Below are 21304 nucleotides of genomic sequence, written 5' to 3' on the forward strand. Positions count from 1 at the left end.
GTCCTCCCCTTTGGCAGCCGCTCAGGCCGCAACAATCTCTTTCGCCATGTCCACGAGCGTCCATCCTGGCCGATAAGGATTTTGCCGGCGACCCGTTTCCTGAAATCCGAAGGCGCGATAGAGCGCGACGTTCCGCTCCATCCGCGCATTCGTATAGAGCCGGATCTGCGGCGTGGCCCATTCCCGCGCCTTGCCTTTCAGCCAGCGCAGCATCGCAAGCCCGTGCCCGGCGCCCTGAAAGGCCGGCGAGACCCCGATGCTGAACAGCATGAGGTGGTCGGGATGCTGCTCGACGAAGACGAGGCCGACCGTTTCATCGCCGATCTCGCGCAGCCAGACCTCGCCGCGTTCGATGCGCGGCACGTAATCTTCTGTCGCTGGCACCGGTGGAACGCCGAAAAGTTCGGTATGGGGCAGATAGGCGGCTGCCGTCAGCGTCGTGATCGTTTGGAGATCGTCGCGCGACGCCAGCCTCATCGTCATTCCGCCGCCGCCGCCCTCTTCGCCGGGCGCCGCTCCAGCAATTCCTTGAGGAACTGTCCGGTATAGGAATGCTTCTCCTTGACGATTGCCTCGGGCGTGCCGGCTGCGACGATCTCGCCGCCGCCATCGCCGCCCTCGGGACCGAAATCGAGCACCCAGTCGGCCGTCTTGATGACTTCGAGATTGTGCTCGATCACTACAACTGAATTGCCCTGGTTGACCAGTTCGTGCAGCATTTCGAGCAGTTTGGCGACGTCGTGGAAATGCAGGCCGGTCGTCGGTTCGTCGAGAATATAAAGCGTGCGTCCGGTCGAGCGCTTCGACAGTTCCTTGGCGAGCTTGACGCGCTGCGCCTCGCCGCCGGAAAGCGTGTTGGCCTGCTGGCCGACCTTGATGTAACCGAGGCCGACATCCTTCAGCGATTGCAGCTTGTCGCGTACGGCGGGCACCGCCGCGAAGAAATCGACGCCTTCCTCCACCGTCATGTCGAGCACGTCTGCGATAGACCTCTGCTTGAAGGTGACGTCGAGCGTCTCTCTGTTATAGCGCTTGCCATGGCAGACATCGCAGGTGACGTAGACGTCGGGCAGGAAGTGCATTTCGATCTTGATGACGCCGTCGCCCTGGCAGGCCTCGCAGCGTCCGCCCTTGACGTTGAAGGAGAAGCGGCCCGGCTGATAACCGCGCGCCTTGGCTTCCGGCAAGCCGGCGAACCAGTCGCGGATCGGCGTGAAGGCGCCGGTATAGGTCGCCGGGTTCGAGCGCGGCGTGCGGCCGATCGGCGACTGGTCGATGTCGATCACTTTGTCGATATGCTCGAAACCGTCGATCCGGTCGTGGTCGGCAGGGATTTCGCGCGCACCCATGACGCGGCGCGCCGCCGATTTATACAGCGTCTCGATCAGGAAGGTGGACTTGCCGCCGCCGGAAACGCCGGTCACCGCCGTAAAGACGCCGAGCGGGATCGAGGCCGTGACATTCTTCAGATTGTTGCCGCGCGCGCCGACGACCTTGATCTCGCGACCCTTCTTCGGCTTGCGGCGCTGGTCGGGAACCGGCACGCCGAGTTCGCCAGAGAGATATTTGCCAGTCAGCGACTTCGGATTATCCATGATATCCTGCGGCGTGCCATGGGCGATGACCTGACCGCCATGGATACCGGCCGCCGGGCCGATGTCGACGACGTCGTCGGCCGTCAGGATCGCATCCTCGTCATGCTCGACGACGATGACCGTGTTGCCGATATCGCGCAGGTGCTTCAGCGTGTCGAGCAGCCGGGCATTGTCGCGCTGATGCAGGCCGATCGACGGCTCATCGAGCACGTAGAGCACGCCCGTCAGCCCCGAGCCGATCTGCGAGGCAAGCCGGATGCGCTGGCTCTCGCCGCCCGACAGCGTGCCGGAATTGCGCGACAGGCTGAGATATTCCAGACCGACATCGTTCAAAAAGCGCAGCCGGTCGCGGATCTCCTTGAGGATGCGCACGGCGATCTCGTTCTGCTTGGCGTTGAAGCTGGCTGGCAGCGTCTCGAACCAGTCGCGCGCGACACGGATCGACATCTCAGTGACTTCGCCGATATGCAGCCTGTTGATCTTCACAGCCAGCGCTTCGGGTTTCAGGCGATAGCCGTTGCAGGCCGGGCAGGGGGCTGCCGACATGAAGCGCTCGATATCCTCGCGCGCCCAGGCGGAATCGGTTTCTTTCCAGCGGCGCTCGAGATTGGTGATGATGCCTTCGAAATTCTTGTGGGTGGTATAGGAGCGCGCGCCGTCGGCGTAGTGGAACTCGATCTTGTCGTCGGTGCCGTTGAGGATGACGTCCTTGGCCTCTGCGGAAAGATCGTTCCAGCGGGTGCCGAGCTTGAAGCCGTAATGTTTTCCGAGCGCTTCCAGCGTCTGATTATAATAAGGCGACGTCGACTTCGCCCAGGGCGCGATCGCCCCGTCGCGCAGCGTCCGCTCCGGCTCGGGTACGATCAGATCGGGGTCGATCTTCTGCTGAGCGCCGAGGCCGTCGCAGGTCGGGCAGGCGCCGAAGGGATTGTTGAACGAAAAGAGCCGAGGTTCGATTTCCGGAATGGTGAAGCCGGAGACCGGGCAGGCGAATTTTTCGGAAAACAGCACGCGCTCATGCGTCTCGTTCAGCGACTTGTTGGCCGATCCGCCAGCCGAGGTCTCTTCCGGCGGCAGCGGCTTGTCGGCGAATTCGGCGACCGCCAGCCCGTCGGCGAGCTTCAGGCACGTCTCCAGGCTGTCGGCCAGCCGCGCCGAAACATCGGAGCGCACGACGATGCGGTCGACCACCACGTCGATGTCGTGCTTGTATTTCTTGTCGAGAACAGGCGCCTCGGCGATTTCGTAGAACTGGCCGTCCACCTTGACGCGCTGGAAGCCCTTCTTCATCAGCTCCGCCAGTTCCTTCTTGTATTCGCCCTTGCGCCCGCGCACCAGCGGCGCGAGAATATAAAGACGGGTGCCTTCGCCGAAAGCGAGGATGCGGTCGACCATCTGGCTGACGGTCTGGCTCTCGATCGGCAGGCCGGTCGCCGGCGAATAGGGAACGCCGACGCGGGCAAAGAGCAGGCGCATATAGTCGTAGATCTCGGTGACGGTGCCGACGGTCGAGCGCGGGTTTCGCGAGGTGGTCTTCTGCTCGATCGAAATGGCCGGCGACAGCCCGTCGATCTGGTCGACATCGGGCTTCTGCATCATTTCGAGGAACTGCCGGGCATAGGCCGACAGGCTTTCGACATAGCGCCGCTGGCCCTCGGCATAGATCGTGTCGAAGGCGAGCGAGGATTTGCCCGAGCCAGAAAGACCGGTCATGACGATCAGCTTGTTGCGCGGCAGATCGAGATCGATGCTCTTCAGATTGTGCTCGCGCGCGCCGCGGATGGAGATCGTCTTCAGTTCGCTCATCGTCTCTGCTTTGGTTTTCTGGATAACAGCCCTTATTTAGTGATGCCGGCGGGCGAGTCGAGGCTGAATATCCGGGAAGGTTCAAGGTTTTCGATTCTGTTGACAGGATGATACGGATAAACTAGAACAAATAAAGAACAAATTTCCTGATGAATGCATGCGGCTTTCTGATGGATAAACATGTGGATTAAATGCCGCCCATGCGCATCGGCGGTCCGTGATGGTTTAAGGTGCGCCGATCGATTGAAACGCCGCCGGGCAGGGCGGCAGGCAGGGTGAGAAGATGGCTGGTAGCGTGAACAAGGTAATTCTGGTTGGAAACGTGGGTGCAGACCCCGAAATCCGCCGCACTCAGGACGGCCGGCCGATCGCCAATCTTCGTATCGCGACCTCGGAGACCTGGCGTGATCGCAATTCCGGCGAACGCCGCGAAAAGACCGAATGGCATACTGTCGTCGTCTTCAACGAAGGCCTCTGCAAGGTGGTCGAGCAATATGTGAAGAAGGGCGCCAAGCTTTATATCGAAGGCCAGCTGCAGACCCGCAAATGGCAGGACCAGCAGGGCCAGGACCGTTATTCGACGGAAGTGGTGCTGCAGGGCTTCAGCTCGACGCTGACCATGCTCGACGGCCGCGGCGACGGTGGTGGTGCGAGCTCCGGTTTCGGCGGCAGCCGCGGCGGCAGCAGCAATAATGATTACGGCGACGATTACGGCGCCCCGGCTTCGTCCCCATCGTCGAACCGCGGTGGTGGCGGCAACTTCTCGCGCGATCTCGACGACGACATCCCGTTCTGATCGGCCGCCTATCCCGGCTTGAAGAAGATCCGAGAGCATGATGCCTTTGACGGCGTCATGCTCTTTTTGTTTGCTCTCGCGCTGTTCAGTGCGGCGTCGCGCTGATCAGATTAAGCGCTGCCTTCGCGCCGTCGACGACGAACTGTACTGCAAGGGCGGCAAGGATGACGCCGAGGAGCCGTGTCAGGATCGCCCGCCCGGTGACGCCGAGGAAACGGTCGAGCCTGTCGGCAATCAGCAGCATGAGCAGTGTCAGCAGTAGGTTGGCGGCGATGACGGCGATCAGCTGGGCCTTTTCCACCGAGGTCGGCAGCGTGCCGGCCAATAGGATTGTCGCCGAGATCGCACCCGGGCCGGCGATCAGCGGCAAGGCGAGGGGGAAGACGGCGATATTCTCGATATGGTCCTTGGTGACAGCTGCCTCGCTGGCTTTCTCCTTCCGCTCCTGGCGCCGCTCGAACACCATTTCGAAGGCGATCCAGAAGAGCAGCAGCCCGCCGGCGATGCGGAAGGCGCCGATCGAAATACCGAGCACGCCGAGAACGCTTGAGCCGAACAGGGCGAAGACGGCGAGGATGATGAAGGCGATCGTTGAGCCGCGTAGCGCTACCTGGGTTCGCTGGCTCCGACTCATGCCGGTCGTCAGTCCCAGGAAGATCGGGGCGAGCCCGGGCGGATCGATGGTGACGAGAAGCGTCGTGAAGGCGTTGATCAACTGGTCGGCGCTTGCCATCGTCTCTCCGAAAGCCCATATGGGTGCGTGATTTTCTACGATTGTGAAGCGGGGATTTGGATTTGGCAAATATGCCGCGGGCGGCCGCTGCGGATTTGTCCGGTCCGGCCGCACAAGTCCCGTGCTTTACCCTTTTTCGGCCGCAAAAGCCTGTTCAAAACGCGCTCGGAAATTGGCGCGGCAACAGGCTTTCCGCTATAAATCTTCAAGTGATTCTAGAAGAGATCGTGATCTGTTTTGACTGAGCAAACACCCCCCGGCGGCGGGAAGCTCCCGCCAGGCATCGAGCCCATCTCCATCATGGAGGAAATGCAGCGGTCGTATCTCGATTACGCGATGAGCGTCATCGTCAGCCGCGCGCTGCCCGACGTGCGCGACGGCCTGAAGCCCGTGCACCGGCGCATCCTTTACGGCATGTCCGAGCTCGGCATCGACTGGAACAAGAAATACGTCAAATGCGCCCGCGTCACCGGCGACGTGATGGGTAAATACCATCCGCACGGCAATGCCGCGATCTACGATGCGCTCGCCCGCATGGCGCAGCCTTGGTCGCTGCGGCTGCCGCTGATCGATGGTCAGGGCAATTTCGGCTCCGTCGACGGCGATCCGCCGGCGGCCGAACGTTACACCGAATGCCGCCTGGAAAAGGCCGCCCATTCGCTGCTCGATGATCTCGACAAGGAAACCGTCGACTTCCGCGACAACTATGACGGCACGCTCTCCGAGCCGGTGGTGGTTCCCGCCAAGTTCCCGAACCTGCTCGTCAACGGCGCCGGCGGCATCGCCGTCGGCATGGCGACCAACATTCCGCCGCATAACCTGTCGGAAGTGATCGACGGCTGTATCGCGCTGATCAACGATCCGGCGATCGAGCTGCCGGAACTGATGCAGATCATTCCCGGCCCGGATTTTCCGACAGGCGCAAAGATCCTCGGTCGCGCCGGCATCCGCTCGGCTTACGAGACCGGCCGCGGTTCCGTCATCATGCGCGGTGTCGCGACGATCGAACCGATGCGCGGCGACCGTGAGCAGATCATCATCACCGAAATCCCCTATCAGGTGAACAAGGCGACGATGATCGAAAAGATGGCTGAACTGGTGCGCGAAAAGCGCATCGAGGGCATCTCCGACCTGCGCGATGAATCCGACCGCCAGGGCTATCGCGTCGTCATCGAGCTGAAGCGCGACGCCAATGCCGAGGTCATCCTTAACCAGCTCTACCGCTATACGCCGCTGCAGACCTCCTTCGGCTGCAACATGGTGGCGCTGAACGGCGGTAAGCCGGAACAGCTGACGCTGCTCGATATGCTGCGAGCCTTCGTCACCTTCCGCGAAGAAGTCGTTAGCCGGAGAACGAAATTCCTCCTGCGCAAGGCGCGCGAGCGCGCCCATGTGTTGGTCGGCCTTGCCATTGCGGTGGCCAACATCGACGAAGTCATCCGCGTCATCCGCCAGGCGCCGGACCCCCAGTCGGCCCGTGAAGAGCTGATGACCCGCCGCTGGCCGGCAGAAGATGTCGAAAGCCTGATCCGTCTGATCGACGATCCGCGCCACCGCATCAACGAGGACATGACGTACAACCTGTCGGAAGAACAGGCCCGCGCCATCCTCGAACTGCGTCTTGCCCGCCTCACGGCCCTCGGCCGTGACGAAATCGGCGATGAACTCAACAAGATCGGCGAGGAAATCCGGGATTATCTCGATATTCTTTCCTCGCGTGTCCGCATCCAGACCATCGTCAAGGATGAGCTCACCGCTGTGCGCGACGAGTTCGGCACACCGCGCCGCACCGAGATCGTCGATGGCGGTCTCGAAATGGACGATGAGGATCTGATCGCCCGCGAGGACATGGTCGTCACCGTCTCGCATCTTGGTTATATCAAGCGCGTACCGCTGACCACCTACCGCGCCCAGCGCCGTGGCGGCAAGGGTCGCTCCGGCATGACCACCCGCGACGAAGATTTCGTTAGCCGGCTATTCGTAGTCAATACCCATACGCCGGTTCTGTTCTTCTCCTCGCGCGGCATCGTCTACAAGGAGAAGGTCTGGCGCCTGCCGATCGGCACGCCGACCTCGCGCGGCAAGGCGCTGATCAACATGCTGCCGCTCGCCCCCGGCGAGCGCATCACCACCATCCTGCCCTTGCCCGAGGACGAGGCGAGCTGGGACAATCTCGACGTCATGTTCTCGACGACGCGCGGCACGGTTCGCCGCAACAAGCTGTCGGACTTCGTTCAGGTCAACCGCAACGGCAAGATCGCCATGAAGCTCGAGGAGGAGGGCGATGAGATCCTCTCCGTCGAGACTTGCACGGAACATGACGACGTTCTGCTGACGACCGCGCTCGGCCAGTGCATCCGCTTCTCCGTCGACGACGTTCGCGTCTTCGCCGGCCGCAACTCGATCGGCGTGCGCGGCATCAATCTCGGTGAAGGCGATCGCATCATCTCGATGACCATCGTCGGCCATGTTGATGCCGAGCCGTGGGAGCGCGCAGCCTATCTGAAACGCTCTGCCGCCGAACGTCGCGCGACGGGCGTCGATGAAGAGGATATCGCTCTCGTCGGCGAGGAAGTCACCGAAGAGGGACAGCTCTCGGACGAGCGTTATGAAGAGCTGAAGGCACGCGAGCAGTTCGTGCTCACGGTCTCTGTGAAGGGCTTCGGCAAGCGTTCGTCGTCCTACGATTTCCGCATCTCCGGCCGCGGCGGCAAGGGCATCCGCGCCACCGACACGTCGAAGACCGGCGAAATCGGCGAACTGGTCGCCGCCTTCCCGGTCGATGACGGCGATCAGATCATGCTGGTTTCGGATGGCGGCCAGCTGATCCGGGTGCCGGTCGGCGGCATCCGCATCGCCAGCCGCGCCACCAAGGGCGTCACCATCTTCTCGACGGCTAAGGATGAGAAGGTCGTTTCCGTCGAGCGCATCAGCGAGCCGGAAGAGGACGAGACGGAGGAAGCCGTCGAGACCGCCGAAGGTGCTCCTGTTGCTGAGGAAGGTTCAACCGGCGAGACGCCGGTTGCCGATGGCGATCCCGCCGGGACCACCGAGGAATGATCAAGAGAAAGGGCGGCTTCGGGCCGCCCTTTTCTGTTCGGGCTTAGCCTGGTTTGTCCCAAGAAAAAAGCCGGATGCTGGGTGCATCCGGCTTTGTAGGGCCCGAGGCGGCGGAAGGGTGCCGCTCTTGGGTGGGGAAGAGAGGAATATCAGAATGCGCTATGCTTTTCGTTCAGCGCTTTCACCTCTTCGCCTTCGCGCCGGAGCGCTGAAATCGTCGAGGCCACAGACACGATGAACATGACGCTGATGAGGGCGGTGAGCACTGTCAAGATCGTGAACATAGGCATTCCTTTCCTGGGGAGTTGCGTTCTCGCCCCTCAGTACTGGCCAAGTACGGCCGTGCGGGCCGAAGCATAGGGACCATAAACCTTGGACGTATCTACCTTCTGATCATATAGAGCGACAGTTGCGGTGAGCATGCCCGTGACCATTACCATCCAGAGCACGTTAATCATCGTAATCTTGCCGGGCATCTTTAGTCCTTCCTGCCGCGATAATCGCATCTATGTGTCGGTTGAATGAACGCATCCGTTTTAAATTGGTTCCGCCGGATGTTGAGGCGGTGTTTACCAATGCCGATCTGAAGCCTCCTTGAATGTGTCGTTCATCTGGCGTTCAGATTCGAGGCCCGGTTTTGTTCGCGCAGCCGGCCTTGGGCGCGCACGATCGCGGCATGTTCGGCAACCTCCGGCCGCACCCAGCTCACTTGGTAGCGATCGGCGAAAAAGCCATAGGCCATTTCGGCAGCGAGAGAGAAAAAGACGGCAAGCGCAACGAGCACGATCAGCATGGATATGGTCCTTCGGGGAACGCCGGATGCCGGAATGGCATCGGCTGCCTTGATGATCCGAGTTAAGCAGGTCCTGTCTGAAACAGCCTTGAATGGCATGTTCATTCGCTGTTCAGCCGCAGGAAGCGGCGGGGCAAATCACTTGCGGCAAACCGGCATCCGTGACAAAAGGCGTCAAACCAACGGCCGAGCCAGATGACGACAGCTTTTTATCCTGGGTCCTTCGACCCGATCACCAACGGACATGTGGATGTTCTGGTTCAGGCCCTGAACGTCGCCGAAAAGGTGATCGTCGCGATCGGCATCCACCCCGGCAAGGCGCCGCTCTTTTCGTTCGACGAACGAGCCGAGCTGATCCGCCTTTCCCTGGCGCAAGCGCTGCCCGGCAAGACCGGCGGCATCACCGTCGTCGCCTTCGACAATCTGGTCGTCGATGCCGCCCGTGCCCATGGCGCAACGCTTTTGATCCGCGGCCTTCGCGACGGCACCGACCTCGACTACGAAATGCAGATGGCCGGCATGAACAGGGCGATGGCGCCCGACATCCAGACCATCTTTTTGCCGGCGGGCACGGCGTCGCGGCCCATTACCGCCACATTGGTCCGCCAGATCGCCGCCATGGGCGGCGATGTCAGCGCTTTCGTGCCGGCCGCCGTCTTGCAAGCCCTCACATCCAAGCGCCCGAACTAGCAAGTAAAAAGTCTAGCAAACGCAGACCAGGCGGAACCCGCCGCAACGGAGCCCATATGAAACTCTTTTATCTCGCATTTGCCGGCGTGCTCTATTTGGCCTCCTTCGCCGGGGATGCCTTCGCCCAGGCGGCCGATCATTATCTCACCATCCAGCTGAAGAGCGGCCCTGTCGTCATCCAGTTGATGCCCGGGGTGGCGCCGAAGCACGTCGCCCAGATCGAGGCGCTGGCCAAGAAGGGCGAATACGACAATGTCGCCTTCCACCGCGTCATCGACGGCTTCATGGCCCAGACCGGCGACGTCAAATACGGCAACATGGAAAAGGGCTTCGATGCCAGCCTTGCCGGCACCGGCTCCTCCGACATGCCCGATATCCCGGCTGAGTTCTCCAAGACCCCGTTCGTGCGCGGCACGGTCGGCATGGCCCGTTCGCAGGATCCGAATTCCGCCAATTCGCAGTTCTTCATCATGTTCGCCGACGGTTCCTTCCTGAACGGCCAGTATACCGTCGTCGGCAAGGTCGTTTCCGGCATGGAAAACGTCGACAAGATCAAACGCGGCGAAGGCCAGAACGGCGAAGTCAGCAATCCCGACCGGATGATCAAGGTCACGCTGGCCAAGAAGTAAGTTACGAGACAAACAAGAGGAGTAGACAATGGCCGAGATCAAGGATCCCGAGAACACCATCATTCTGGAAACCACCAAGGGCAGGGTTGTCATTCAGCTGCTGCCGCAGGTCGCCCCGGAACACGTCGCCCGCGTCAAGGAACTCGCCCGCGAGAAGGCCTATGACGGCGTCGTGTTCCACCGCGTCATTCAGGATTTCATGGCCCAGACGGGCGATGTCGAATATGGCAAGAAGGGTTCTGAAACATTCAATCCCGGCCGGGCCGGCATGGGCGGCTCGTCCAAGCCGGACCTGAAGGCTGAATTCTCCGCCACGCCGCATGTGCGCGGCACCTGCTCGATGGCCCGTTCGCAGAACCCGAACTCGGCCAACTCGCAGTTCTTCATCTGCTTCACCGACGCTCCGTGGCTGAACAAGCAGTATTCCGTCTGGGGACAGGTGATCGAAGGCATGGACAATGTCGACAAGATCAAGCGCGGCGAACCGGTTTCCGATCCGGATTCGATCGTCTCGATGCGGGTTGCCGCCGACGTCTGATTGTGATTTCTGCTGGAACCCGCCCTTGCGCGAAAGCGCGGGGGCGGGTTTCGCTTTGAAAGTGCTCTTATGCGCGTAGACCTTTTCGATTTCGATCTGCCCGATGAACGCATCGCGTTGCGGCCCGCCGAACCGCGCGACAGCGCGCGCTTACTGGTCGTCGATCCCCATGCGGAAAGCGCGCTGTCTGATCATCACGTTTACGATCTGCCGTCGTTTCTGCGTGCCGGTGACGCGCTCGTCTTCAACGATACCAAGGTCATTCCAGCGCAGCTCGAGGGCATCCGCCACCGCGACGGCGCCGGCGGCCAGCAGGTGTCGGCAACGCTGCATATGCGCCTCGGCCCCAGCCGTTGGAAGGCCTTTGCCAAGCCCGGCAAACGCATCAAGGAGGGCGACCGCATCGCCTTCGGCCATTCCGGTGAAAGCTGCTTCCTCGGCTCGCTCGATGCCACCGTCGAGGAAAAGGGCGAGGCCGGCGAAGTGACGCTCGCCTTCGATCTCACAGGCCCGGCCCTCGACGAGGCGATCGCCGCCGTCGGCCATATTCCGCTGCCGCCCTATATCGCCGCCAAACGTCCCGAGGACGAGCGCGACCGCGCCGATTACCAGACGATCTATGCTCGCGAGGAGGGCGCCGTCGCCGCCCCTACCGCCGGCCTGCATTTTACGCCGGATCTGTTTGCGGCCTTGGACAAGGCCGGCATCGAGCGCCATTTCGTCACGCTGCATGTCGGGGCCGGCACCTTCCTACCGGTCAAGGCCGACGATACCGACGATCACAAGATGCATCTCGAAAGCGGTTATGTCAGCGGTGAAATCGCGGCCCGGCTGAATGCCGTCAAGGCAAGGGGCGGGCGTATCGTCTGCGTCGGCACGACCTCGCTGCGGCTGATCGAAAGCGCGGCCGGGGAAAGCGGAGAGATCAAGCCGTGGGCCGGCGCCACCGGTATCTTCATTACACCCGGCTACCGTTTTAAAGCGGTCGACATGCTGATGACCAATTTCCACCTGCCGCGCTCGACGCTGTTCATGCTGGTCTCCGCCTTCTCAGGCTTCGAAACCATGCACGCGGCCTATGAACATGCCATTTCGACAGGCTACCGCTTCTACTCCTACGGCGACGCGAGCCTACTTTTCCGGAAAGACCAATGACCGAGAACTTCCAATTCACCCTGAATAAGACCGATGCCGGCGCGCGTCTCGGCGAAATCTCCATGCCGCGCGGCGAAATCCGCACGCCGGCCTTCATGCCTGTTGGAACGGTCGGTACCGTCAAGGCCATGTATCTCGACCAGGTGCGCGAGACCGGCGCCGACATCATCCTCGGCAATACTTATCACCTGATGTTGCGCCCGACCGCCGAACGCGTCGCCCGTCTGGGTGGTCTGCACAAGCTCATTCGTTGGGAACATCCGATCCTGACCGATTCCGGCGGCTTCCAGGTCATGTCGCTCTCCGGCCTGCGTAAGCTCGACGAACAGGGCGTCACCTTCAAATCGCATGTCGACGGCAGCCTGCATCACATGTCGCCGGAGCGCTCCATCGAAATTCAGGGGTTGCTCGGCTCCGATATTCAGATGCAGCTCGACGAATGCGTGGCGCTGCCGGCCGAGCCGAAGGAGATCGAGCGCGCCATGGAGATGTCGCTGCGCTGGGCCGAGCGCTGCAGGGTCGCCTTCGGCGAGCAGCCCGGAAAGGCGATGTTCGGCATCGTCCAGGGCGGCGACATCCCGGCGCTGCGCGTCCGCTCGGCCGAGGCGCTGAGCCAGCTCGATCTCAAGGGCTATGCCGTCGGCGGTCTTGCCGTCGGCGAGCCGCAGGACGTCATGCTGCGGATGCTGGAAACGACGCTGCCCGTGCTTCCGGTGGAAAAGCCGCGCTACCTCATGGGCGTCGGCACGCCTGACGATATCCTGAAATCGGTCGCCCGCGGCATCGACATGTTCGATTGCGTGATGCCGACCCGCTCCGGCCGCCATGGCCTCGCCTTTACCCGCCGCGGCAAGGTCAATATCCGCAATGCCCGTCATGCCGAGGATATGCGTCCGCTCGACGAACAGTCGAACTGCCCGGCCTCGCGCGATTATTCACGCGCCTATCTGCACCATCTCGTCCGCGCCAACGAAGCGCTCGGCGGCATGCTGCTCTCCTGGCACAACCTCGCCTATTACCAGGAACTGATGCAGGGCATTCGCAAGGCAATTGCCGAAGGCCGCTTTGCCGATTTCATGGCGGAAACGCAGGAGGAATGGGCGAGGGGCGACCTCGAACCTGTCTGATCGCGGCCTCAGCCTAGGTTGCTGATTGCGGGGCGATAGACGTCGGCTTCGGCAAAACCATGATTTTGAGCTTTTTGCGCACGGGCTCGTCGAAGCGAACGGCGAAGATGCCGGCAGCAATGAAAACTGCGATAACCACGATGATGCCGGCTCCCGGAGAGGCGGGAAGGTTGAAGCCCTTTTGCCGCAACGACTGCAGCAGGCTGAAGATGGGCCCATGCAGGATATAAATCGGATAGGACAGCCTCCCCAGCCACCGGAATGTCAGGTCAATTGAGCCGGTCTGCGTCGTGCGCATCGCAATCCAGACAATGGTCGGGAAAACCGTAAGGCATATTAGAAGATCGAAATACGGGAAGCCGAAGAATAGGGCGGCTGGTATGTTCGTGATCGTGAGTAAGCAACCACAGACAAGAAGGCCGATAAGATTGCCGTTCTCGGCAGTATTCGGTTTGCGGACGTCAAATAGCCTGTAGAGGCAAATTCCGAGCGAGAACGAGAAAAGCACGCGCGAAAAGCCAAATCCTAAATAGCCCGCCTGGTGGCCAATATCGAAATTGCCTCCGATCGATGCCCCATACGTTGTGATGCAGGCAGACCCCAGAGCCACCGCCAGCAAGCTTTGGAATGACAGCCGCATCAGCAGAACGGAGAACAGCAGTCCGGCCCAGAACTCGAAGAAAAGGGACCAACTGGGCTCGTTTAATGGAAACGCGCCTGCCGCATTCAGGTTTGGGACGAGCAGGATCGCCCTCACCAGAAGGCCTGCCAGAGCGCCGTAGTCCAGACCGAAGTGAACCGCATAGTTAACAAGGCCAATCGGGAGCGAAAGCAGATAGAGAGGGTAAAGCCGGATAATACGCTGGAGCAGAAATTTGACGGGTGAGATCTGTCCTGCGATCAACTGCTTCTCGTAGGAATTTGCCAGAACGACGCCGCTGAGAAGAAAGAAGAGGTCGACGGCAAGGTAACCGATGTTCGCCGGGATCGGGCCAAGCGTGCCTCCGGTATGCAGGAACATGACCATGATGGCCGCGATTCCTCGCAAGGCTTCAAGCGCCGTGAAAAATTGCTTGCCAGTATTCAATACGACAGTCCCCCGCTGGCGTTATCTTGCAACGGCAGGGTTTCAAAATTATTAGTGCAACCAGTCTGTGTTACGGCGAGCTTTCCTTAGCCCGTCAGATCCCCTTGCTGTCCGCATCCGGCATGATCTGCACGCCGTTGATCCCGTAGCTGCCGTCCGGCTGGCGGGTGATCTGGTAGATCGCTGTCCAATCCTTGCCGTCGCGGCCCGATATCAGCACCTCGTGGTAGATCAGCGCGCCGTTGTCGATCGAGCGGCTGCGGCCGAAGGCGTAGTTGCCGGGGTGGTAGACCGGCTCGTAGCTCTTCTTGACCATGGCGAAGAACAGGTTCTTGTCGGGATACATCGCCTTGATAGCGGGAGCGGCGAAGGAATAGGCGGTTTCGGCATCGTCCTTGAGGAAGGCTTTGATCTGCGCCTCGATCATCGTTCGCGTTGTGTCGATCGGATCTTCGGCGTGGGCCGAGACGATGGAGAGGAGGGACGCGGCACACAGAATGACAACTGCGAAGAAGGCGCGCATTGGGTGATCTCCGGCTCTATCGGAGAATAATCCCCGACAGAGCAGAGTGTAGGCCATTTCCAGCGTAAGAAAAGTGGACTTTACGACCAGCGCCGGAAGAGAGCACTGGCATTGACCCCGCCGAAGCCGAAACCGTTGGTGATGGCATAGTCCATCGCCACGGGTCGCGCTGTCTTGCCGACGATATCGATGCCGTCGGCATCAGGATCGGCTTCATCGAGGTTGCGGGTCGGCGGCGCGATCTGGTCGCGCAGCGCCAGGATGGTGAAGATTGCCTCCAGCCCGCCGGCGGCCCCGAGCAGATGGCCGGTCGCCGATTTCGTCGCGCTGACGGCAATGGCGCCATCGCGGCCGAAGACGGTGCCGATCGCAGCGATCTCGCCTTTGTCACCGACCGGCGTCGAAGTGGCGTGCGCATTCAGGTGCTTGACCTCGGAAGCAGGGATATTCGCCTGCCTGAGCGCGGCCTCCATGGCCCGGCGCGCGCCGTCGCCGTCTTCGGGACCTGCGGTCATGTGGTAGGCATCCGCCGCCGTGCCGTAGCCGACCAGTTCGGCAAGCGGTGTGGCGCCGCGGGCGAGCGCATGCTCCAGCGTCTCGATCACCAGGATGCCGGCGCCTTCGCCCATGACGAAACCGTCGCGTGCCGTGTCGAAGGGGCGCGAGGCCAGCTCCGGCGTCTCGTTGAAGCCTGTGGAAAGGGCGCGCGCAGCGGCGAAGCCGCCAAGGCTCACCTTGTCGATGCAGGCCTCGGCGCCGCCGCAGATCGCCACATCCGCCTCGCCGGAGCGGATCAGCCGTGCCGCATCGCCGATCGCCTGGACGCTGGCAGCGCAGGCCGTCACCGGCGCGCCGAGCGGCCCCTTGAAGCCGTAGCGGATGCTGACCTGGCCGGCGGCGAGGTTGACGAGGAAGGAGGGGATGGTGAAGGGCGACAGCCGCCGCACGCCGCGTGCCTCACCGATCCGCACCGCTTCAGCAATGGCCGGAAAGCCGCCGACGCCGGAGGCAATGATCGTTGCAGTGCGTTCGCGCTCACCTTCGTCGGTCGGCATCCAGCCGGCCTGCTTCACCGCTTCCTCCGTTGCCGCCATGGCGAACTGGATGAAGCGGTCCATCTTTTTCTGGTCCTTGGGTGTAATGTAGCGGTCGGGGTCGAAGCCCGCCTCAACATCCTCGGTGATACCGGGAACGATACCGCCGACCTTGGCCGCGAGTTCGCCGACGACATCCTCGGGCAGTGTCCTCAGACCCGAGGCTCCGCCGACAAGGCGTTTCCAGGCGGGCTCGACGCCGGTTCCGAGTGGCGAGGCAAGTCCCATGCCGGTGACAACGATGCGATCCATTTTATTATCCTTTCTATGCGTCGATGCCGAGATACCAGGCGCGCATGCGGGCGATCCGCGCGCGCACCTCGTCATCGGCTGCAGGGCCTGCAAGCAGGCCGGTGTTTTCGGGTGTCACTTGTTCGCCGGTCTGCGCATCGACCAACACGGTCTCGCGCGCTCTGCCCGAGGCCGCATCGCTGAGGAAAAAGGCGAGATCCTCTTCCGGAATGTGGCGGCTTCCCCAGGAAAACAGCGCCATCAGCACCGGAAAGAAATCGCGGCCCTTCGCCGTCAGCTGATATTCGTAACGGGCAGGGCGCTGCTGGTAGAGCCGTCGTTCGAACAGCCCCTGATCCGTCAGGTGTTTGAGCCGCCGCGTCAGGATGTTCGGCGCCACGCCAAGGCTTTTCTGGAATTCATCGAAGCGGGACAGACCCTGGAAGGCATCACGCACTATCAGAATGCTCCACCAGTCGCCGACGCTGTCGAGCGCGCGCGCCGCCGGGCATTTGGACTCACTGAAGCTGGTTCGTTGCATGATGATAGTCACTACAGCAGTGACTATCATCATGCAAGTTACATCTATCGCGCAAAAGAAAACGGGCGGGCAGGGTGCCAGTGACGCATGCCAGTTCTGCGGCAAACCGCGGGGCGCCCCACTTATCCCGAAGGAATGTCAGGCGAAACCGAGCGGCAGGTTTTCCGGTTTCCTGTCGGCGCCGTAATCGCGCTCATGCGGCGACCGGCGGCGGTCGTCGCGGCGCGAGGAAAGGTCGATACGGTTTTCGGCAAAGATCCCGTCGGGATAGGTGCCGGTATCATGGCAGTCGGCGTCGGTCTTCGGCGCAAGGATTTTCAGGATCATCGGGGTTCCTCCACGGCGCAGCATCAACACTCGGAAAGGCCGCATGGTTCCAACTATAGAAGCTGAATTATTAATAAATTAACCATAAATTCCGGCCGAGGGTAAGCCGCTGCAACCTCGGCGCGGCATTCACCCCGATTGAAATGGTATTGTCGCTGGAACTCCTGATGTTGCTCGCCGTTGATCTGGCATGAACACAGGAGGTTTCCATGCAGTTGATCGATACACGCGTGACACAGTCCGGCGACTTCTTCATCGTCGAATTCCTGGGCGAGGGAGGAGAATCGGTTTCCGTCAAAATCGATAATTCCCATGGCGAACTCGACAGCTCGACGGCGCTGGACCACGCCAAGGTGATGATGGTTCAGCTGACTGCATTTCCCGGCCGCGGCGCTGACGGCAGCATCAACCGTTACGACGCCTTGAGCAACGGCAACTTCGACGAAGGCAGCAAGGGTTTGAAAGGCCAGCCGAGCGCACGTTCGACCCATGACAGCGAAACGCTGGAAGAGGAGCTGAACGAAGGCCTCGAAGATAGCTTTCCGGCAAGCGACCCCGTTTCGGCAACCGTGTCGTCTATTCCCGCCACTGCGCCTCGGCACTGATCTCCGCGGAGCTTGCCGCTGACCGCCCCTTCGCGGGGGCGATCAGCGCCCGTATGACGGATTGATGTCAAAACTGAAAAACAGCTGAAATCCGCGGATGTCTGATTGACATGCGAGCCTTCTAGAGAGGGTCCGAGAAGGGAGCGTCCGTGACGCGCTTCCCAGGTCTTGGAGACGCGCCCTCATGAAAATCATCCAGATCACCGACACTCATTTCAGCCCGAACAAACCGCATTTCAACGGCAATTGGGCGCCGCTTCTGAGCTGGATCGAAGCGACCGGCGCCGATCTGATCGTGCATACCGGTGATCTCACCGTCGACGGCGCCGACAAGGACGAGGATATAATCTTCTCGATGGATCTGATGCGGCAAGTGTCGATCCCGATGCTGATCGTTCCCGGCAATCACGATGTCGGCCACTTCAGGGAAACCGACCAGCCCGTCAACGCCGAGCGGCTGGCCCGCTGGCGCAGCCTAGCCGGTGACGATCGCTGGCTCGAGGATGCGGCCGGCTGGCGCTTCATCGGCTTGAATTCGCTGCTTCTCGGTCATGAGGATGACGAGGAGGAGGCCCAGTTCGAATGGCTCGCCAAGGCGCTCGAAGACAGGGCGGGGCGGCGCGTGGCTCTCTTCGCGCATAAGCCTCTGTTCGTCGATGCACCCGATGAAGGCGATACCGGCTACTGGAGCGTTCGCCCGGCTCAGCGCCGGCGGCTTTATGATCTGATCGCAGCCCATGACGTGGCGCTGTTTGCCAGCGGCCACCTTCACTGGGCCTGGCAGGGCCGTTTCGACAATACTCAGCTGACCTGGGGTCCATCGGCTGCCTTCATCATCGACAAGATGGAGCGCGAGATGCCGGGCGAGCGCCTGATCGGCGCCGTCGTTCACGAGTTCGATACCTGGGTCGAAAGCCAGATCGTCGCCGTTCCCGGCATGACCGCCCATGTGCTCGATGATGTTGTGCTCGATGTCTATCCCCAAGCGGTCAAGCAGCGGGAACCTGTCGAATGAGCGCGCTCTCGCTTCGCGGCATCACCAAGGCCTTCGGCGGAAACCAGATCCTCAACGGCGTCAGCCTCGATGTCGGCGCCGGTGAATTCATCGCCCTGGTCGGCCCCTCCGGCTGCGGCAAGAGCACGCTTTTGCGCGTCCTTGCCGGCCTCGACCATGCCGATAGCGGCGAAATTCTGATCGGTGGGCAAGACATGTCGGGCGTCGCGGCTGCCGAGCGCAACATCGCCATGGTCTTTCAGTCCTACGCGCTCTATCCGCATCTGACGGCGTCTCAGAATATCGCCGTGCCGCTGGCGATGCGCCGGCTCTCGAGGGTGCAGCGGCTGCCCTTCATCGGATCGCTGATACCAGGCCAGCGCGCCACTCGTGCGGCGATCGCCCGCGACGTCCGCGATATGGCGACCTCGCTGAAGATCGACCATCTGCTCGACCGCAAACCCGGCCAGATGTCGGGTGGCCAGCGTCAGCGCGTGGCGCTGGCCCGGGCAATGGTGCGCCAGCCGAGCATCTTCCTGATGGACGAGCCGCTGTCCAATCTCGACGCCAATCTGCGCGTTCACGCCAGAGGCGAGATCGTCGACCTGCATCGCCGCGCCGGCGTGCCGACGCTCTATGTCACCCATGACCAGGCGGAAGCACTGTCGATGGCGGATCGCGTCGCGGTGATGATGGGCGGCCGATTGCTGCAGATCGCAAGTCCTCAGCTCGTCTACGACGATCCAGCCCATATCGAGGTCGCCCGCTTCATCGGCCAGCCGCGCATCAACCTGCTTCCGGCCTTTGCCGAAGGCGGCGTCGTTCTCTGCGGCGGCCTGCGGCTGACGCTTGAAAATTCACCCGCCGGAAAGATGCCGGTCACGCTCGCCATTCGCCCTGAATTCGTCTTTCTCGCCAAGAGCCGGCATGACGGCCTTGCCGCCCGGATCGAACGCGTCGAATTCCTGGGGTCCGAGGTTATCCTCCATTGTCGGCTCGACGCGATCGGTGAGACCGTCATCGCCAAGGTACAGCCGTCCGAAGCCTCCGGGCTTGCGGCCGGCGATGCCGTGGGACTGCGACTGTCGCCCGGCCGCACGCTGATCTTTGCCGAGGACGGCAGCCGGCTGGCCGGCTTCGTCGCCGGTAGTGATGCCGGGCTCAGCGCCGCTGATGCCGGGCTCAGCGCTGCTGATGCCGACGTCCAGCGGGAGTGGGCGCATGGCTAGCCTCGCCTCCATGGCCATCCCTGATAACTCCGCCGTTGCCCATCGCCGCAGCGAGGCCCGCATAGCCTGGATGCTGGTGCTGCCGGCGATGATCCTGCTCTTTCTCTTCGTGCTGTTGCCGGTCGCGGCTGTCGTCGTGCTCGGCTTTACCGATTTCGAACTCGGCTACGGCAAGTTCCGTTTCGTCGGCTTCGAGAATTACGCTCACCTGATCACCGACCGCACCTTCCGCAAATCGCTGTGGAATACGACGCTCTATACGGCGATCGTGGCGCCGGTCTCGATCCTGCTCGGTCTCGGCATCGCCTTGCTGATCGAGAGCGAGACCGCGGCGCGCAGCTTCTTCCGCACGGCCTATTTCCTGCCGGTCGCCTCGCTGATCGTCGCCATGGCGACCGTCTGGCAATATATGTTCCACCCGACGATCGGCCCGCTCAACGCGCTGCTGTCACTTGTCGGTCTGGCCGGTCCGAACTGGCTGGGCAGCTCCGGCACCGTGCTTTACAGCCTGTCGATCATCGGCGTCTGGCAATCGGCCGGCTTCAACATGGTGCTGTTTCTGGCCGGTCTGACGGCAATCCCGCGGGAGCTTTACGCAGCGGCCGAAGTGGACGGCGCCAGATCCGCCTTCGATCGCTTCCTGCTGGTCACCTGGCCGATGCTCGGGCCGACGACGCTCTTCGTCATCACCATTAGCATCACCAATGCGGTCAAGGTCTTCGAGACTGTCAAAACGCTGACCGAGGGCGGCCCGAACAAGGCGTCTGAAGTGCTGCTCTTCACGATCTACCAGGAGGGTTTCGTCTACCTACGCATCGGTTACGCCTCGGCGATGACCGTGGTCTTCCTGCTGATCCTCGTGGTGCTGATGTTCCTGCAATACCGCCTTCTCGATCGCCGGGTGCATTACACATGACGAGCGCATTTTCCCTTGGCAGGATCATCCGCCTGACGCTGCTTTCGCTGGGCGCAATCATCTTCCTGTCGCCCTACGTCTTCATGATCTCGGCGGCGGGCAAGACGCAGAGCGACATCTTTACCTCGTCGCTGTCGCTCATCCCGGCGCATCTCGCCTATGCCGAGAATTTCGCCAAGGCCTTGAGCCGGGTGCCGATGGCGCGGCTCCTGTGGAACGGCGTTGTCGTCTGCGGGCTGATCTTCTTCTTTCAGGTGCTGGTGGCCATCCCCTGCGCCTATGCCATGGCGAAGCTGCGTTTCGGCGCGGCGCGGGCCATGATGGTGCTGGTCATGCTCGGACTTCTCGTGCCGATCCATGCGACCGCGCTGCCGCTTTATGTCGCCTTCGACCGCGCCGCGCTGCTCAACAGCTATGCCGCCCTGGTCGCGCCTTTTACGATTTCGGTCTTCGCGATCTTCATGTTCCTGCAGTTCTTCCGTGCCATGCCTGACGACCTCATCCATGCCGCACGCCTCGACGGCATGTCGGAGCTCGGCATCGTCGCCCGCGTCATCGTGCCGAATGCCTGGCCAGCCGTCACCGCCTTCGCCATCTTCTCGGTCGTCGCCCACTGGAACGATCTCTACTGGCCATTGATCGTCATCAGCAAGCAGGACTATGCCACGCCACCGCTCGGGCTGATGTATTTCCGCGCCGCCGAGGCCGGCGACGACTACGGCGCACTGATGGCGGCGACCCTCATCATAACCCTTCCCCTCGTCGCCGCCTTCCTGCTTGCGCAGAAGCGTTTCGTCGAGGGCATCACCATGACCGGTCTCAAAGGCTGACCGGC

At 61.8% G+C, this 21304-nt stretch carries 23 protein-coding genes; 12 read left to right on the top strand and 11 right to left on the bottom strand.

Features of this window, described 5'->3' with window-relative positions; all coding sequences use genetic code 11:
* Positions 1–21: 21 nt before the first annotated feature.
* Both C4N04_RS06645 and uvrA read right to left on the bottom strand, forming a co-directional pair.
* Positions 22–483, bottom strand: a complete 462-nt coding sequence (locus C4N04_RS06645) for a GNAT family N-acetyltransferase (protein ID WP_106795638.1) — start codon at positions 481–483, stop codon at positions 22–24.
* Positions 480–3401: an excinuclease ABC subunit UvrA gene (gene uvrA / locus C4N04_RS06650; RefSeq protein WP_038688898.1), complete on the bottom strand. Its 2922-nt coding sequence runs from the start codon at positions 3399–3401 to the stop codon at positions 480–482. Before uvrA ends, C4N04_RS06645 begins: the two co-directional genes overlap by 4 nt.
* 283 nt (positions 3402–3684) lie before the next feature.
* Here uvrA and C4N04_RS06655 point away from each other — a divergent pair, with 283 nt between their 5' ends.
* Entirely contained in the window at positions 3685–4197 is a 513-nt protein-coding gene (locus C4N04_RS06655; protein ID WP_086156221.1) for a single-stranded DNA-binding protein, read from the top strand.
* 85 nt (positions 4198–4282) lie between these two features.
* Here the strand turns inward: C4N04_RS06655 and C4N04_RS06660 are convergent, their stop codons facing one another.
* Positions 4283–4930 carry a MarC family protein gene (locus C4N04_RS06660; protein ID WP_038688903.1) on the bottom strand — a complete coding sequence of 216 codons (648 nt, stop codon included), beginning with the start codon at positions 4928–4930 and terminating at the stop codon, positions 4283–4285.
* A 237-nt stretch (positions 4931–5167) separates the two neighbouring features.
* On the opposite strand from C4N04_RS06660, the gene gyrA reads away from it, so the two are divergent.
* Complete coding sequence (gyrA, locus tag C4N04_RS06665; protein WP_077993681.1) at positions 5168–7990, top strand: DNA gyrase subunit A; 2823 nt, start codon at positions 5168–5170, stop codon at positions 7988–7990.
* A 149-nt stretch (positions 7991–8139) separates the two neighbouring features.
* On the opposite strand, the gene C4N04_RS32470 is transcribed toward gyrA, so the two are convergent.
* The 3 genes from C4N04_RS32470 to C4N04_RS32580 form a co-directional block, all read right to left on the bottom strand.
* Positions 8140–8274, bottom strand: coding sequence for a hypothetical protein (locus tag C4N04_RS32470; protein WP_010056528.1), 135 nt, complete (start codon positions 8272–8274; stop codon positions 8140–8142).
* A gap of 36 nt (positions 8275–8310) precedes the next feature.
* A complete protein-coding gene (locus C4N04_RS31795) occupies positions 8311–8466 on the bottom strand; it encodes a hypothetical protein (protein WP_003539654.1) in 156 nt (51 codons plus the stop codon).
* Positions 8467–8597: 131 nt separating this feature from the next.
* Positions 8598–8888 (bottom strand): hypothetical protein, encoded by a 291-nt coding sequence (locus C4N04_RS32580; RefSeq protein ID WP_106795639.1) that lies wholly within the window; start codon positions 8886–8888, stop codon positions 8598–8600.
* A gap of 90 nt (positions 8889–8978) precedes the next feature.
* On the opposite strand from C4N04_RS32580, the gene coaD reads away from it, so the two are divergent.
* The 5 genes from coaD (at position 8979) to tgt (ending at position 12922) form a co-directional block, all read left to right on the top strand.
* A complete protein-coding gene (gene coaD / locus C4N04_RS06675; RefSeq protein WP_077993679.1) occupies positions 8979–9473 on the top strand; it encodes a pantetheine-phosphate adenylyltransferase in 495 nt (164 codons plus the stop codon).
* Between the two features lie 56 nt (positions 9474–9529).
* Positions 9530–10102 (top strand): peptidylprolyl isomerase, encoded by a 573-nt coding sequence (locus C4N04_RS06680; RefSeq protein WP_106795640.1) that lies wholly within the window; start codon positions 9530–9532, stop codon positions 10100–10102.
* 28 nt (positions 10103–10130) lie between these two features.
* Entirely contained in the window at positions 10131–10640 is a 510-nt protein-coding gene (locus tag C4N04_RS06685) for a peptidylprolyl isomerase (protein ID WP_106795641.1), read from the top strand.
* A 69-nt stretch (positions 10641–10709) separates the two neighbouring features.
* On the top strand, positions 10710–11795 hold the full coding sequence (queA, locus tag C4N04_RS06690) for a tRNA preQ1(34) S-adenosylmethionine ribosyltransferase-isomerase QueA (protein ID WP_077993675.1): 1086 nt from the start codon (positions 10710–10712) through the stop codon (positions 11793–11795).
* Positions 11792–12922, top strand: a complete 1131-nt coding sequence (gene tgt / locus C4N04_RS06695; RefSeq protein ID WP_077993673.1) for a tRNA guanosine(34) transglycosylase Tgt — start codon at positions 11792–11794, stop codon at positions 12920–12922. Before queA ends, tgt begins: the two co-directional genes overlap by 4 nt.
* A gap of 13 nt (positions 12923–12935) precedes the next feature.
* On the opposite strand, the gene C4N04_RS06700 is transcribed toward tgt, so the two are convergent.
* The 5 genes from C4N04_RS06700 to C4N04_RS06720 all read right to left on the bottom strand — a co-directional run bounded on the left by C4N04_RS06700 (position 12936) and on the right by C4N04_RS06720 (position 16725).
* Complete coding sequence (locus tag C4N04_RS06700) at positions 12936–14009, bottom strand: acyltransferase (RefSeq protein ID WP_077993671.1); 1074 nt, start codon at positions 14007–14009, stop codon at positions 12936–12938.
* Positions 14010–14103: 94 nt separating this feature from the next.
* Positions 14104–14532, bottom strand: a complete 429-nt coding sequence (locus C4N04_RS06705) for a DUF4864 domain-containing protein (protein ID WP_039619726.1) — start codon at positions 14530–14532, stop codon at positions 14104–14106.
* An 80-nt stretch (positions 14533–14612) separates the two neighbouring features.
* On the bottom strand, positions 14613–15878 hold the full coding sequence (gene fabF / locus C4N04_RS06710) for a beta-ketoacyl-ACP synthase II (RefSeq protein WP_077993667.1): 1266 nt from the start codon (positions 15876–15878) through the stop codon (positions 14613–14615).
* 13 nt (positions 15879–15891) lie between these two features.
* Positions 15892–16398: a helix-turn-helix domain-containing protein gene (locus tag C4N04_RS06715; protein WP_077993665.1), complete on the bottom strand. Its 507-nt coding sequence runs from the start codon at positions 16396–16398 to the stop codon at positions 15892–15894.
* Positions 16399–16536: 138 nt separating this feature from the next.
* Positions 16537–16725 (bottom strand): hypothetical protein, encoded by a 189-nt coding sequence (locus C4N04_RS06720; protein ID WP_039619729.1) that lies wholly within the window; start codon positions 16723–16725, stop codon positions 16537–16539.
* A 209-nt stretch (positions 16726–16934) separates the two neighbouring features.
* On the opposite strand from C4N04_RS06720, the gene C4N04_RS06725 reads away from it, so the two are divergent.
* The 5 genes from C4N04_RS06725 to C4N04_RS06745 all read left to right on the top strand — a co-directional run bounded on the left by C4N04_RS06725 (position 16935) and on the right by C4N04_RS06745 (position 21299).
* On the top strand, positions 16935–17330 hold the full coding sequence (locus C4N04_RS06725; RefSeq protein ID WP_077993663.1) for a hypothetical protein: 396 nt from the start codon (positions 16935–16937) through the stop codon (positions 17328–17330).
* Between the two features lie 184 nt (positions 17331–17514).
* Positions 17515–18345 (top strand): metallophosphoesterase, encoded by an 831-nt coding sequence (locus C4N04_RS06730; protein ID WP_077993661.1) that lies wholly within the window; start codon positions 17515–17517, stop codon positions 18343–18345.
* On the top strand, positions 18342–19553 hold the full coding sequence (locus C4N04_RS06735) for an ABC transporter ATP-binding protein (protein ID WP_106795642.1): 1212 nt from the start codon (positions 18342–18344) through the stop codon (positions 19551–19553). The genes C4N04_RS06730 and C4N04_RS06735 overlap by 4 nt, the downstream gene beginning before the upstream one ends.
* A complete protein-coding gene (locus C4N04_RS06740) occupies positions 19546–20469 on the top strand; it encodes a sugar ABC transporter permease (RefSeq protein ID WP_077993659.1) in 924 nt (307 codons plus the stop codon). Before C4N04_RS06735 ends, C4N04_RS06740 begins: the two co-directional genes overlap by 8 nt.
* Positions 20466–21299 (top strand): carbohydrate ABC transporter permease, encoded by an 834-nt coding sequence (locus tag C4N04_RS06745; RefSeq protein WP_077993657.1) that lies wholly within the window; start codon positions 20466–20468, stop codon positions 21297–21299. The genes C4N04_RS06740 and C4N04_RS06745 overlap by 4 nt, the downstream gene beginning before the upstream one ends.
* The last annotated feature ends 5 nt before the right edge of the window (positions 21300–21304 follow it).

Origin of the sequence: Rhizobium sp. H4 (assembly GCF_003013335.1) — a bacterium.
GTDB classification, from domain to species: domain Bacteria; phylum Pseudomonadota; class Alphaproteobacteria; order Rhizobiales; family Rhizobiaceae; genus Rhizobium; species Rhizobium sophoriradicis.